This window comes from Tropicimonas sp. IMCC6043 (assembly GCF_004146235.1).
Lineage (GTDB): Bacteria > Pseudomonadota > Alphaproteobacteria > Rhodobacterales > Rhodobacteraceae > Tropicimonas.
In genome coordinates this window covers 35,225-49,051 of record NZ_SELO01000015.1, presented here as the reverse complement: position 1 = coordinate 49,051, position 13,827 = coordinate 35,225, and the positions used below count along the sequence as shown (strand labels likewise).

Below are 13,827 nucleotides of genomic sequence, written 5' to 3'. Positions count from 1 at the left end.
CGCGGGGTCACGGAACCGCAGGAGGTCCCGAGGATGACCCGCCTCGCCCCCGAAGACTGCCGCAGCATGACCGAGCTGCGCCAGCAGATCGACATGCTCGACGCCGAACTGGTCGCATTGCTGACCGCCCGCGCGGGCTATATCGACCGCGCGGCTGAGTTGAAGCTCGGAGAGGGTTTGCCGGCACGGATCGAGTGGAGGGTCGAAGAGGTGGTCGAGAGCGTCCGGGGGAGGGCGACCGAGATCGGGCTGGACCCCGATCTGGCCGAAGCGCTCTGGCGGCGGCTGATCGACTGGTCGATTGACCGCGAGGCGCGGGTGCTGGGGCCGGACGCGACATCAGGAATCGACAGGAGCGAAGACGCATGAGTGCAGAGATCATCGACGGCAAGGCTTTTGCGGCCGGCCTGCGCGAGACGGTGGCGAGCCACGTGGCGCGGCTCAAGGCGGATCATGGGATCACGCCGGGCCTGGCGGTTGTGCTGGTCGGCGAGGATCCGGCGAGCCAGGTCTATGTCCGCTCCAAGGAGAAGCTGACGGTCGACGTGGGCATGAAAAGCTTCGCGCATCGGCTTCCCGCCGATGTCTCCGAGGCCGACCTCTATGCGCTGATCGACAGGCTCAACGACGACCCGGAGGTACACGGCATCCTCTGTCAGTTCCCGGTGCCGCGCCATCTGTCGGAACGCGACATCGTTGCCCGGATCGACCCGGACAAGGATGTGGACGGGCTGAGCGTGACCAATGCCGGCCGACTTGCCACCGGGCAGGAGGCGATGGTCTCCTGCACGCCGCTTGGCTGCCTGATGATGCTGCGCGAGGCGCGGGGCGATTTGACCGGGCTCGACGCCGTCGTGATCGGGCGATCGAACCTGGTGGGCAAGCCGATGGCCCAGCTCCTGCTGGCCGAGAACTGCACGGTGACGATGACCCACAGCCGCACGCGTGACCTCGCCGAAGTGGTGCGCCGCGCCGACATCCTCGTCGCCGCTGTGGGCGTGCCGGAGATGGTCAAGGGCGACTGGATCAAGCCTGGGGCGACGGTGATCGATGTGGGCATGAACCGGATGCCGCCGGCGGAACCGGGCGGCAAGGACCGGCTGGTGGGCGATGTCGATTTCGCCGCGGCACGGCAGGTCGCCGGCGCCATCACACCGGTCCCGGGCGGAGTCGGCCCGATGACCATCGCCTGCCTCTTGGCCAACACGGTGACCGCCTGCTGCCGGGCGAACGGCCTGCCCGAGCCGGAGGGCCTGACGGCCTGACCCCTCGCCTGCCCATGGCAGCCATGCGCCGGCGGCGGTTGCAATCGACTCCCGGGCAGCGTGAAATGCGCCCCGAACAGCATGCGCCACGCCGCACACGGCGACGCGCGAGGAGGAACGGGACATGAGCAAGCCATTCGACGCGCTGGAACGGCGCACGGCGGACCAACGGGCGGCGGCGCTGGCCGAGGCGCTGCCGAAACAGATCGCCGCAGCCAGAGCGCTGCCGGGATATGCCAACAGCCTTGCCGATGTGGACGCCGCAAGGATCACCGGGCCGAAGGCGCTGGCCGAGCTTCCGGTGCTTCGCAAATCTGAACTTCACGGCAAGCAGTCGGCCGACGAGCCGTTTGGCGGCTTCACCACCCGGCCGGCGCAGGATTTCGCACATGTCTTCCAGTCACCAGGGCCGCTCTATGAGCCGGGCATGGTCAGCGCGGACTGGTGGCGCATGGGGCGCTTCCTGCACGCGGCCGGGATCGGCAAGGGCATGATCGTGCAGAACTGCTTCGGCTACCACCTGACACCGGCGGGGATGATGTTCGAGAGCGGCGCGCGGGCGGTGGGCGCGGCGGTGCTGCCGGCCGGCACCGGCCAGACCGACCTGCAAGTGCGCGCGGCCGTCGATGTCGGCACCACGGCCTATTCCGGCACGCCGGACTTCCTGAAGGTCATCCTGGACCGTGCCGACGCGCTCGGCGAGACGCTGAAGATCGCCCGCGCCGTGGTCTCGGGCGGTGCGCTTTTCCCCTCTCTCCGGCAAGAATACGCGGATCGCGGCATCAGCTGCCTGCAATGCTACGCCACCGCCGATCTCGGCAACGTCGCCTATGAGAGCGAGGCGATGGAGGGGATGATTGTCGACGAGGGGGTGATCGTGGAAATCGTCACGCCCGGCACCGGTGACCCGGTGAAGGAGGGCGAGGTCGGCGAGGTGCTGGTGACCACGCTCAACCCCGATTATCCGCTGATCCGCTTCGCCACCGGCGACATGTCGGCCTGGCTGCCCGGCGAGAGCCCCTGCGGGCGGACCAATGCGCGGATCAAGGGCTGGATGGGCCGCGCCGACCAGACGACCAAGGTGAAGGGGATGTTCGTACGCCCTGAGCAAGTCGCCGCACTGGTGGCGCGCCACAGCCACGTCTACAAGGCGCGGGTGATCGTCACGCGGGAAGGCGAGATGGACAAGCTGCACGTCCAGATCGAGGCCGATGGCGGCGACTGGACGGAATATCGCGAGGATGTCCACGACCTTCTGAAACTGCGCGGCACCGTCGAGGTCGTGGCCCCGGGAGACCTGCCGAAGGACGGGATCGTCATCGAGGACCGCCGGAGCTACGACTGACCAGACGGTCGGAGGACGCATCCCGGCGACGGACGCCGAAAACGACCGTCGCCTTCTTCTGCTCGAAAATTTCCCGGGGAAGTCGTCGCGCAGGCGACGACAGGGGCAGCGCCCCCGATCCTCAGGTCATGTCAGCAATGGCGACCATGTCCATGTCGGTGAAATCGACATTGTCGCCTGCCATGACCCAGCAAAAGCTGTAGGCCCCGGTGCCGGCGCCGGCATGGATCGACCAGGGCGGCGAGATCACCGCCTCCTCCGGCCCCATCACGATGTGGCGGGTTTCCTGCGGCTGCCCCATCAGGTGGAAGACGCGCTGCGCGGGATCCATGTCGAAATAGAGATAGGCCTCCATCCGGCGGTCATGGGTATGGGCGGGCATGGTGTTCCAGGCCGAGCCTTCGTGGATGATCGTGTAGCCCATGACCAGCTGGCAGCTGTCGACGATGTCGGGATGGATGAATTGCAGGAGCGACCGGCGGTTGACGCTCTCCTGCGCGCCGAGTTCCAACCGGTTGGCCATCTCGGGCGTGACCAGCTTCGCCTCAGTCGCGCGGTGAGCCGGCGCGGATGTAACGTAGAACCGTCCCTGCCCGGAGAAAGTCACCGGGCCGGAGCCAAGCGGCAGGTAGAGGATTTCGCCCTTCTGCATCGCCCAGCTCTCGCCGCCGGCCGCGACCTCGCCAGGCCCGCCGATATTGAGGATTCCCATCTCGCGGCGGTCGAGGATCGAGGTGGTGCCGGCCTCCGCCACCGCGTCGAGCACGAGGCTGCCACCTTCAGGCACCACACCGCCGAGGATCAGGCGATCGTAGTGAGTGTAGACAAGGCGGATCTCACCCGCCGCGAACAACCCGCCGGCGTGGAAATGGCTGCGGAGTGCAGCAGTATCCATCGCCCTTGCAGCGATCGGGTCGATGGCGTGGCGGGTCTCGACGGTGAGCATGGCAGACCTTTCAGAGGAAGTCGTCTCGGCGCGGGGTGAAACTGTCGATGAGCGCACCGGCCTCGAGGCAGCGGCAGCCATGCACGGCGTTCGACGGGATCACGAAACTGTCGCCGGGCCCGACCTCGAAGCTCTCCTCTCCGATGGTGAAGCGGAACCGTCCGGAATGCACATAGGTCGATTGCACATGGCTGTGGTTGTGCAGCGCGCCTTCCGCGCCCGTGTCGAAAGTGAACCGCACCATCATCAGGTCGGGGGAATCCGACAGAACCTGGCGCGTGGAACCGGGAGCCGCCTCCACCACAGGATAGGTCTTGACCATGTGTCTCTCCTAACGGAACAGGGCCGGCAACCAGAGCGAGAGTGCCGGGATGAAGGTGACCAGCATCAGTGTGACGAGTGCTGCGATGTAGAACGGGCCGATGGATCGCATCACCTGCCAGATCGAAATCTTGCCCACCGCGCAGCCGACGAAGAGGACCGTGCCGACGGGTGGCGTGCAGAGGCCGATGCCCAGGTTGAGGATCAGGATGATCCCGAAATGCACCGGGTCGACGCCGAAGGCCATCGCCACCGGCAGGAAGATCGGCGTGGTGATGACGATGAGCGGCGACATGTCCATGAAGGTGCCGAGCACCAGCAGGGTGATATTGATCAGCAGCAACACGACGACCGGATTGTCCGACACGCCCTGCATGAATTCGACGAGATCGGCCGGGATCCGGAGATAGGCCAGCAGCCAGCCGAAACCGGCGGCGCAGCCGATCACCAGGAGCACCATCGCCGTGGTCCGGACCGCACCGAGCGTGGCGCCGACGAAAGCCTCCCAGGAGAGCGAGCGATAGGCGATCAGCGTCGCGAAGAGCGCGTAGACCACCGCGATGCAGGAGCTTTCCGAGGCCGTGAAGATGCCCGAACGGACACCCCCGAAGATGATCGCCACGAGGATCAGCCCGGGCGCGGCGTTGATGAAGAGCCGGCCAACCATGTTCCAGCCCTCGAAGGGCTCGGTCGGGTAGTCCCGCCGGCGAGCCATGATCCAGGCGGCGACCATCAGCGAGACCGCCAGGATGAAGCCCGGGATGATGCCGGCAGTGAAGAGATCGGCGATCGAGAGCTTTCCGCCGGCGGAGATCGAATAGATGATCAGGTTGTGCGACGGCGGAAGCATCAGCGAGATCATGGAGGAGGTCACGGTCACGGCCACGGCATAGTCGACGTCATAGCCGCGTCTTTCCATCTGGCCGATCATGATGCCACCAATGGCCGAGGTGTCGGCCGCGGCCGAGCCAGAGATGCCGCCGAACATGACGGAGGTCAGGATGTTGACCTGTCCCAGCCCGCCCTTGAAATGGCCGACCATCGAGCCCGCAAGCGCCACGAGCCTTCGGGCGATATCGCCCCGAACCATCAGCTCGCCGGCATAGATGAAGAACGGGATCGCCATCAGCGCGAAGACCGAAACACCGGAATTCAGTCGCTGGAACACGACCACCGGCGGCAGGCCGAGATATGTGACCGTGGCGAAGGAGGCGACGCCGAGGCAGAAGGCGATCGGCGTGCCGATGAAGAGCAGGAACACGAAGGTACCGAACAGGATCCAGTATTCCATCAGATGTCTTCCTCGATCCGGTTGGCCGGCACGCGGCCGTCAAGCGCGTCCTCGTCGATGTCTTCGCCGAAACGGGCGGTCGGCATCCCCGCGGCGCGCCGTGCGAGGCGTTCGAGCGAGAAGATGACGAGCAGGAAACCACCGCTGACCAGCGGAAAGAAATCGAAAGCGCCCGAAATACCGAGCGAGGGGATCTTGTTGCCGGCGGTCCTTTCGAGAAGCTGCCAGCCGTAGAAGATCATGCCGCCACCGAAGGCGACGACGACGATGTCGGAGATAGAGTGCATCCAGAGCTTCACGCGGTCGGGCATGATCATCAGGAACACGTCGAAGGAGAGGTGATAGCCCTCACGCACGCCCACCGCAGCGCCGAGGAAGATGAACCAGCCCATCACCATGACGGACCCCGGTTCGGTCCAGATGATGCTGTCGTTCAGGATGTAGCGCCAGAAGACCTGGGCGGCGATCATGGCAGTCATGATGACGAGCCCGGTTCCGGAAATGTAGAGCGCGGCGCGTCCGATGATCGCCGTGAGCCGCGCCACGGCTTGCATTCTCTCCTGCACGAGGACCTCCGGAGAAGGAAGCGGCGGCCGGTAAGGGCCGCCGCGGGTTTCGATCAGGTCACTCGGTCGCCTGAATACGGGCCACCAGATCCTTGAGCGTTTCGTCGGTGACGTATTTCTCGTAGACCGGAGCCATCGCCTCGACGAACGGGGTCTTGTCGATATCGGTGATGATTTCGTTGCCGGCGGCACGGACCTTCTCTTCGGAGGCGGCTTCGCGCTCCGCCCAGAGCTTGCGCTGAACGGCGGTCGATTCCTTGGCCGCTTCCATCACCAGCTTCTGATCTTCCTCGGACAGGCTGTCCCAGGTCTTCTTCGACATCACAAGAACTTCCGGCACCATCAGGTGCTGATCCAGCGTGTAGTAGCCGGCAACCTCGAAGTGACCGGAGGACTCGTAGGACGGCCAGTTGTTCTCGGCACCGTCGATAACCCCGGTCTGGATACCACTATAGACCTCGCCATAGGGCATCGGCGTGGCGTTGGCGCCGAGCGCACCGACCATGTCGACGAAGAGGTCCGACTGCATGACGCGGAACTTCATGCCTTCGAGATCCGCCAGCGAGGTGATCGGCTTCTGGCTGTTGTAGAAGCTGCGCGAGCCCGCGTCATAGGAGGTCAGCGCGATCAGGTCGTGATCGGTGAAGGCGTCGAAGATCTGCTGGCCGATCTCGCCGTCCATGACCTTGTGCATGTGCTCGGTCGACCGGAAGATATAGGGCAACGAGGGGACCTGGGTCTCGGGGATGATGTTGTTGAACGGGCCGAAAGAGACGCGGTTCAGGTCGATGACGCCGAACTGGGTCTGCTCGATCGTGTCCTTTTCCTCGCCGAGCTGGGCTGAGTGGAACATCTCGATGCAGAGGCGGCCGTCGGTCTTCTCCTCGAGATAGGCGCCCATGGCCTTGACGCCCTCGACGGTCGGGTAGCCGTCGGGATGGGTGTCGGAGGCCTTGAAGGTGACCTCGCATGCGACGGCCGCACCGGCCATCGCGACGCTGGTGAGCAGCGCGGCGGTAACTGTCTTGAGCATTGTGTTTCCTCCCACAGGATTGGTCGTCAGAGATGATAGGCTTGTTTCACAAGCCGGTAGGCGAGGTCTTGGGCGACCTCGTAGGCCTCGTCTTCCGCCAGCCTCCCGGTGGCGACGAGCGTCGCGAGATAGGCGCAGTCCACTCGCCGCGCGACGTCGTGGCGCGCCGGGATGGAACAGAAGGCGCGTGTGTCGTCGTTGAACCCGACGGTGTTGTAGAATCCGGCTGTCTCGGTGGTGAGTTCGCGGTAGCGCCGCATCCCTTCGGGACTGTCGAAGAACCACCAGGCCGGGCCGAGCTTGAGCGAGGGGTAGACGCCGGCAAGCGGCGCGAGTTCGCGGCTGTAGGCGGTCTCGTCCAGCGTGAACAGGATGATAGAGAGGCCGGGTTCCAGCCCCACCGCGTCGAGCATCGGCCGGAGCGCGCGGACATAGTCGGTACGCGACGGGATGTCGAAGCCCTTGTCGCGGCCGAAACGGGCGAGGATCTGCGCCGAGTGATTGCGCACGGAGCCCGGATGGATCTGCATGACCAGCCCGTCCTCGAGGCTCATCCGCGCCATTTCCGTCAGCATCTGGCCGCGGAAGGCATCGGCCTCCTCGGCCGTGCAGGTTCCGTTCAGCGCCTTGTCGAACAACGCCGCCGCCTCCGATCTGGGGAGATTTTCGGTCCGCGCCGTGGCGTGGCCATGATCGGTGGAGGTGGCGCCAAACTCCTTGAAATAGGCCCGCCGGATGCGGTGGGCCTCGAGATAGCCGTCCCAGTCCGTCGCCGTCGCGCCGGTGATTTCGCCGAGTTTCTCGACATTCTCGGCAAACCCTTCGAACTCCGGGTCGACCACCGGGTCGGGGCGATAGGCGGTAACCACGCGCCCGGCCGTCCAGCCGCTTTCGCGGATCATCCGGTGCCAGCGGAGGTCGTCGAGCGGGCTCTCGGTCGTTGCAATGACCTCGATACCGAACCGCTCATAAAGCGCCCGCGGTCGGAACTCCGGCGTCTTCAGGCAGGCATCGATGTGGTCATAGATCTCGTCCGCGGTTTCCGGCGAGAGCCGCTTCTTGAGCCCGAACACTTCCTGGAAGGAATGGTCGATCCACATCCGCGAGGGGGTGCCGCGCAGCAGGTGAAAATTCTCGGCGAAACGGCGCCAGATCCGGCGCCCGTCGGTCTCGACTGCACTTCCATCCGCCGTCGGAACACCGAGATCCTCCAACCGGACGCCCTGCGAGAAGAACATGCGGAAGACATAATGATCCGGCGTCACGAAGAGCTGTGCAGGGTCCGGAAATGCCTCGTTCTCGGCGAACCAGCGCGGATCGGTGTGGCCGTGCGGGCTGACGATCGGCAGGCTCGCCACGGTCTGGTAGAGCGTGCGGGCCAGCGACCGTGCGCCCGCATCTGTCGGAAAGAGCCGATCCGGATCGAGTTGCGCCATTGCGCCGCCGCCTCCTCACTGGATTGCCGAGTGCCTTGACTTCTGGCTTCCCGCAAACTGATATGCTAGTATGGTCTTCTCGTCAAGAGAACGAAACGCATGTCAGACCACCCTGCCCTTGGCAGCCTCGACCCGGTTGCCCGCCCGAGCGTTGCCGACCAGGTCTTTGAAGAGCTCCGCACACGGATCGTGTGGCTGGTGCTCCCTCCCGGTGCACGGATGTCCGAAGTCGAGGTCGCAAAGGCGCTCAGCGTCTCCCGGCAACCGGTGCGCGATGCCTTCTACCGCCTGTCGCAACTCGGGTTTCTGGAGATACGCCCGCAACGCGCGACGCGTGTCAGCCTGATCTCGACGGAGGCGGTGACGCAGGCGAGTTTCGTGCGCACCGCGCTCGAGGCAGAGATCGTGCGCGCCGGATGCGCGGCACTTGCCCCGGAATGGAAGGCCAGGTTGCAGGACAACCTCGCGCAGCAGGAGGCGGCGGTCGAGGCCGATGATCGCAAGCGGTTTCACCTGCTCGATGACCAGTTCCACGAAATCTTCTCGCTGATGTCCGGCCACGCTTTCGCCTGGCAGATCATCCAGGAGAGCAAGGCGCATCTCGACCGGGTGCGGCTCCTGTCTCTGGCGTTCAACCAGAGGCAGGCGCTGTTGGAGCATCGGGAGCTCTTCCGGGCGATTGTCGCGCGCGATGCCGACCTTGCCGACCGGAAGATGCGTGCACATCTTTCCCGGTTGAGCGGCGAGATCGGTCGCCTGCGCGCCGACAATCCGGACTACTTCGCGGACGGCTGATCCCGTTGATCCCCTGCGCCAATCGGCGAAAGCCGGGTTCCGTACACAACTGACAGCATCGACGGCGTGTTTTCGTGCAGTCCGCACCTATCGGCCTACGGCCCAGCGCTCTTTCGGGACGATGGCGCCAGGACAGGTTATCACCCGCGCGGCGCATTCGTGGCCGGCCATCAGCGCCGCGCCGATATCGCCCCCCTGTGCGACCTGTGACAGGAAACCGCCGACGAAGCTGTCGCCCGCCGCGGTGGTATCGACCACCCTGTCGACCATCCGATAGCTCTGCGGCGCTGCAAGCTCTGCGCCGATCGGCAACGGCCCCTCGCCGCCCCGCTTGAGCGCGCCGAAAGGCACGCCGTAGCCCTCGAGGCGGCGCAGAACCGCAGCAGCATCGGCATCACCGAAAAGGTCGATCTCGTCATCGACCGAAGGAAAGGCAACGTCGCATTTCCGCCAGGCGGTCTCTACGTCGCGTCGCGCAGTGGCGATATCTTCCCATAGCCTGCGGCGGAAATTGGAATCGAATGCGACCATTCCGCCCGCGGCACGGTAGCTGTCAATCCAGTCGAACAGCGCAGCCCGCTGCTTCGGGCTGAGAATCGCGAGGGTGATGGCGGAATAGTAGACAAGATCAAAACCCGAGAGCGCGGCGAAGGTCTCACCGCCGTCACCGGAGAATAGCGTCCGCGCCGCCGAGTTGTCGCGCCAGTAGGTGAAACTGCGCTCGCCGCTCGGGTCCGTGGTGATCGCGTAGAGGCCGGGAATCCTGTCAGGGTGGCGGCGGATATGGCGCGTGCCAACCCCCTCGCTTTCGACGAAGGCCAGCATACGGTCCGACAGGGGATCGGTCCCGACGACGGAAACAAATTCAACCGCGAACTCCGCCGGCAGCAGGCGACGCAGATAGATCGCGGTGTTTAGCGTATCGCCCGCATAGCCAACGCGCGCATTGCCCTCTGTGGATCCGAGCGACAGCTCAATCATCGCCTCGCCAATGCAGGCCATCGTCTTGTAGGTCTTGCCCATGTCGCTCGCTCCCGGTTGCTGACCGCGACTTGATACATCGAAGAGGCGCGGGATTGAATCCCCGGCAGAGAAAGCCCGGAATGCCGGATCTGAAGCACTCCGCCACCGGCCCTGCTAGGCGCGGTCACGCCGTTCCGACGACTGTCCGGCATCCAGCCAAGATACGAAGTCCTCGACCGGCATGGGATAGGCGCCAAGAAACCCCTGAAAGAATCGGCACTGGTATTTCGCCAGAACCGAGAGCTGGACCGTCGTCTCGATCCCCTCGGCCACGACATCGGCCTTCATAACCTGCGCCATGGCGAGAATCGTCGCCATCAGGTTTTCGGCCTCCTCGTTCTCACCGACGTCGAGCAGCAGGCTGCGGTCGAGCTTGAGCGTGTCGAAGGCCAGCCCCTTGAGCCGGCCGAGATTCGAATATCCGACGCCGAAATCGTCGATCGCGAGTCGCGCACCGGCCAGCCGCAGCTTTTCAAGCTGTCGCTGGATCTGGGCGCCGTCGCTCATGGCCGTGTTCTCGGTGATCTCGATCTCGAGCGTCCCGGGCGGCAGATCTGCAGAGTCGATTCGCCAGAGCAGATCCTCGACGAAATCCGGGTCCGCAAGCTCGTCGACCGAGAGGTTCATCGCGAAGGTCAGCGGCGCGTCGCTCGACGGAAGAATCCGCTGCGCCGCCGCGAGCGTCTTGCGGACCACCAGCCGGCCAATATCGGGCAACAGCCCCGCGCCGGCGGCAAGAGGCAGGAATGTGCCGGGCAGCAGGGTGCCCCGCTCCGGATGCCGCCAGCGCACCAGCGCCTCGGCACCGGATACCTGCCCCGTCGCCACGAGGAACTGCGGCTGAAGGAAGATTTCGAACTGGTCGGCCTCGATCGCGCCGCGGATCTCGTCCGCAAGCTCTTGGCGCTCCAGCGCGAGCCGGTGCTGGTCGCCATCGTAGGTCGCAAACCGGTTCCGGCCCGCGCGCTTCGCCTGATACATTGCGACGTCGGCATGTTTCAGCAGCGCCTCGAAGCTCGCTGCCTGGTCCGGGAAGCGCGCGACGCCGATGCTGGTTGTCGCCCGCAGGATCAGTGCATCGACGACAAAGGGCGCCCGCATCGCAACGATGATGCGCCGGGCGAGTTCAATACAGAGCGGAGTGGGTACGACCAGCGTGAATTCGTCACCGCCTAGCCGGGCCACGACCGCATCCCGATCGAACCGATACTTCACCGACCGCAAAGACGACCCGACAGCCAGCGGCACAAGACCGAGACCTGCAACGCAGTCGCGCAACCGGTTGGCAAACTGGATCAGAAGCATGTCGCCGACATGGTGGCCGTGGTTGTCGTTCACTGCCTTGAAGTCGTCTAGGTCGAGAAAAAGGATCGAGAAGCACTCGCCGCGAGCGGACGCTTCCAGCGTGATCTGTTCGAGCTTGGAACCAAGCCAGGCGCGGTTCGGAATGCCGGTCAACTTGTCGCGATAGGCGACCTCGTGGATCTCCTGGATCGACCGCCTCAGCGCCACCAGCATCGTGTTGAAGGAATGCGCCAGACTTTCGATCTCGTCATTCGTGCGCACGCTGATCGCCTGATCGAGATCGCCGCTGGCGGCGCGCTCGGTCGCTCGGGTCAGGCGGTTGAGCGGGCGCACGAGACGAGCGGCGACGATATTGGAGGTGAAGAGACCGACCATTACAAAAGCCACGCCGGCAAGTGCGTTTGTGAGCCAGACCGTGGCAACCTCGGAACGAAGACTGTTAGGGTCGAAATCGAGCCGCAGCGTGCCATAGGCCAGGCTGCCCATCCGCACCGGCATCGCCACCTGAAGCCGATTTCCGTGGCGAAGCCGTTGCTGCCGCCCGGTCTCCGCCGCGACTCGCGCCAGCGGATCCTCTCCAGACGCGCCACTATCCGACAGGGCTCCGACCCTTCGGCCTACAGCATCCACGAAATAGATGTCGAGCACGTCTGCATGCCCCCTCAACTCCTCGAAGATGAGATCGAGCTCGGCGCCACGCCCCTCGATCAGATAGGGCAGCGACAGTTCCACCGCGATGTCGATCAGGTGCGCCAGCCGCTGCTCCAGCCGCTCGTGTACGAGTTGCAGTTGAGTCTGCACGTTGATCAGGATGACAGCTGCAACGATCGTCGAGATCAGGGCACCGAAAACGAAGGAAAGCCTCCGCGCGAGTCCGGACTTCGCGAAGCGCACGCCATCGGCAATTGACCTGAGGACCACGAACGTTCGCATCACTGAGCGATATCTTCCCGTTTCCAACCCAGGTCGTGCCGGTATCCCCGCCTCAGGACGCGCACGGGAGGTGTCATTGACGGGCCGCGCGCGCGGTGCTTTCCGGAGGGTTCCCGAAACCTCACGGCAAGCCGCCCGGCGGGCGCAATCTCCAAACAGGGAGCCGATTGACCCATTCCAGCACTCCTGACCCGCATCGCCATTCGCCGCCGATCCTGCCGCAGCCGCATGAAAGCATTCGTGAACAAATCCAGGCCGGCGCGGGGGTATTCCTTTCAAATTGGAACTTTCCCGAACCGCGGCCGGACGAGTGGGAGCGGAAGGCCGTCACCAAAGTTGTTGATCTCGCCGGGAAGCGCACTAGAGAGAAGGCATGTCACAGGATCGGACCTCCCCCCCATCCGACAAGGGGACCGGCGTCGGCAAGGTGTCCGGCCGGAGCCGCGTGACGATGCAGGATGTCGCCCGCGTCGCCGGCTGTTCGCAATCCACCGTTTCCTTCGTATTGAACGCCAACAGCTCGGTGAAGATCTCCGAGGCAACCCGCAAACGCGTCCTCGAGGTGGCCCGCGAACTCGATTACAGACCCGCGGGCCTGGCCGGGGCCGGCCGGAACCGGGCGCATGAAGGCGACACGATCGCCTTCGTGATCGACAAGATCTCCACAAGCCCCGAAGGCATCGTGGCACTCGACGGGGTGCGGCAGATCGCCCGCTCCTGCGGCGCGATCGTCCTCGTGGCCGAAACCGACGGCGATCCGATGCTGGAGCCGCGCACGCTGGAGATGTTCATCGAGATGCGGGTGCGGGCAATTATCTATGCCTGCATCTTCACCCGCGAAGTGGATCTTCCCAACGCGCTGCTGGAGACCACCACGCCAGTCGTCCTGCTCAATTGCTACTCCCCGGACGGAGCGCGTCCGGCTGTGGTGCCAGGCGAGATCGCCGGTGGCCACAGGGCGACGGCCGCGCTCATCGCGGCGGGGCACCGCCGGGTCGGGACGATCACCGGCGAGACCTTCATGGAGGCCACGCGCGACCGGCTCCAGGGATATCGAAATGCGCTGGCCACGGCCGATATTCCGTTCGACCCTGCGTTGGTGGTCGAGGGCGACTGGTCGCCGTCGGCCGGCTACCGGGGAACCAAGGCGCTGATGGCGCTCGACGCCCCCCCCACGGCGATCTTCTGCCAGAACGACCGCATGGCGGTGGGCTGTTACGAGGCGCTCAAGGAGTTAGGCCTGCGTATCCCAGGCGACATCTCGGTCGTGGGCTATGACGACGAGGAAATCGCCCGACACCTCTCGCCGCCGCTCACCTCGCTGATCCTGCCGAGCCGCGCGATGGGCCGCTGGGCGATGGAGTGGGTCCTCTCGAACAGCGACGCTCCGGAGGCGGCCGGCACCCTGGTCAAGCTCGAATGCGAACTGGTCGAGCGCGACTCCATCGGCCCGCCTCCGGCGAACTGAGTCAGCCACGGCCGGGGCGATCTGATCCTCCAGTCCCGTCCTGCTTCCAAGTCCGATTTGTCACTGGTTTCTTTTGCGTAACGCCCATACGGCAGTCGAT

13 protein-coding genes are annotated in these 13,827 nt (G+C 65.0%); 5 read left to right on the top strand and 8 right to left on the bottom strand.

Annotation, left to right across the window (positions count from 1 at the left end; genetic code table 11):
* Positions 1-33: 33 nt before the first annotated feature.
* The 3 genes from EU800_RS14450 to EU800_RS14440 all read left to right on the top strand — a co-directional run bounded on the left by EU800_RS14450 (position 34) and on the right by EU800_RS14440 (position 2,610).
* Positions 34-369: a chorismate mutase gene (locus EU800_RS14450; protein ID WP_129633573.1), complete on the top strand. Its 336-nt coding sequence runs from the start codon at positions 34-36 to the stop codon at positions 367-369.
* Positions 366-1,265, top strand: a complete 900-nt coding sequence (gene folD / locus EU800_RS14445; RefSeq protein WP_129633571.1) for a bifunctional methylenetetrahydrofolate dehydrogenase/methenyltetrahydrofolate cyclohydrolase FolD — start codon at positions 366-368, stop codon at positions 1,263-1,265. The genes EU800_RS14450 and folD overlap by 4 nt, the downstream gene beginning before the upstream one ends.
* A 124-nt stretch (positions 1,266-1,389) precedes the next feature.
* On the top strand, positions 1,390-2,610 hold the full coding sequence (locus EU800_RS14440; RefSeq protein WP_129633569.1) for a phenylacetate--CoA ligase family protein: 1,221 nt from the start codon (positions 1,390-1,392) through the stop codon (positions 2,608-2,610).
* A 121-nt stretch (positions 2,611-2,731) separates the two neighbouring features.
* On the opposite strand, the gene kduI is transcribed toward EU800_RS14440, so the two are convergent.
* The 6 genes from kduI to uxaC are packed head-to-tail and all read right to left on the bottom strand — an operon-like array spanning position 2,732 to position 8,203.
* Complete coding sequence (gene kduI / locus EU800_RS14435; protein WP_129633567.1) at positions 2,732-3,556, bottom strand: 5-dehydro-4-deoxy-D-glucuronate isomerase; 825 nt, start codon at positions 3,554-3,556, stop codon at positions 2,732-2,734.
* A 10-nt stretch (positions 3,557-3,566) separates the two neighbouring features.
* Entirely contained in the window at positions 3,567-3,878 is a 312-nt protein-coding gene (locus tag EU800_RS14430) for a cupin domain-containing protein (RefSeq protein WP_129633565.1), read from the bottom strand.
* A 9-nt stretch (positions 3,879-3,887) separates the two neighbouring features.
* Complete coding sequence (locus EU800_RS14425; RefSeq protein ID WP_129633563.1) at positions 3,888-5,168, bottom strand: TRAP transporter large permease; 1,281 nt, start codon at positions 5,166-5,168, stop codon at positions 3,888-3,890.
* Complete coding sequence (locus EU800_RS14420) at positions 5,168-5,734, bottom strand: TRAP transporter small permease (RefSeq protein ID WP_165354673.1); 567 nt, start codon at positions 5,732-5,734, stop codon at positions 5,168-5,170. The genes EU800_RS14425 and EU800_RS14420 overlap by 1 nt, the downstream gene beginning before the upstream one ends.
* A gap of 58 nt (positions 5,735-5,792) precedes the next feature.
* Positions 5,793-6,767 (bottom strand): TRAP transporter substrate-binding protein, encoded by a 975-nt coding sequence (locus EU800_RS14415; protein ID WP_129633561.1) that lies wholly within the window; start codon positions 6,765-6,767, stop codon positions 5,793-5,795.
* A 26-nt stretch (positions 6,768-6,793) separates the two neighbouring features.
* Positions 6,794-8,203: a glucuronate isomerase gene (gene uxaC, locus EU800_RS14410; RefSeq protein WP_129633559.1), complete on the bottom strand. Its 1,410-nt coding sequence runs from the start codon at positions 8,201-8,203 to the stop codon at positions 6,794-6,796.
* A 99-nt stretch (positions 8,204-8,302) separates the two neighbouring features.
* On the opposite strand from uxaC, the gene EU800_RS14405 reads away from it, so the two are divergent.
* Positions 8,303-8,998 (top strand): GntR family transcriptional regulator, encoded by a 696-nt coding sequence (locus EU800_RS14405; RefSeq protein ID WP_129633557.1) that lies wholly within the window; start codon positions 8,303-8,305, stop codon positions 8,996-8,998.
* 87 nt (positions 8,999-9,085) lie between these two features.
* Here the strand turns inward: EU800_RS14405 and EU800_RS14400 are convergent, their stop codons facing one another.
* Positions 9,086-10,021 carry a sugar kinase gene (locus EU800_RS14400; protein ID WP_207209912.1) on the bottom strand — a complete coding sequence of 312 codons (936 nt, stop codon included), beginning with the start codon at positions 10,019-10,021 and terminating at the stop codon, positions 9,086-9,088.
* Positions 10,022-10,135: 114 nt separating this feature from the next.
* Entirely contained in the window at positions 10,136-12,259 is a 2,124-nt protein-coding gene (locus EU800_RS14395; protein WP_129633555.1) for a bifunctional diguanylate cyclase/phosphodiesterase, read from the bottom strand.
* Positions 12,260-12,632: 373 nt separating this feature from the next.
* Between EU800_RS14395 and EU800_RS14390 the strand changes: the two genes are divergently transcribed.
* Entirely contained in the window at positions 12,633-13,727 is a 1,095-nt protein-coding gene (locus EU800_RS14390) for a LacI family DNA-binding transcriptional regulator (RefSeq protein WP_242500583.1), read from the top strand.
* Positions 13,728-13,827: the final 100 nt, after the last annotated feature.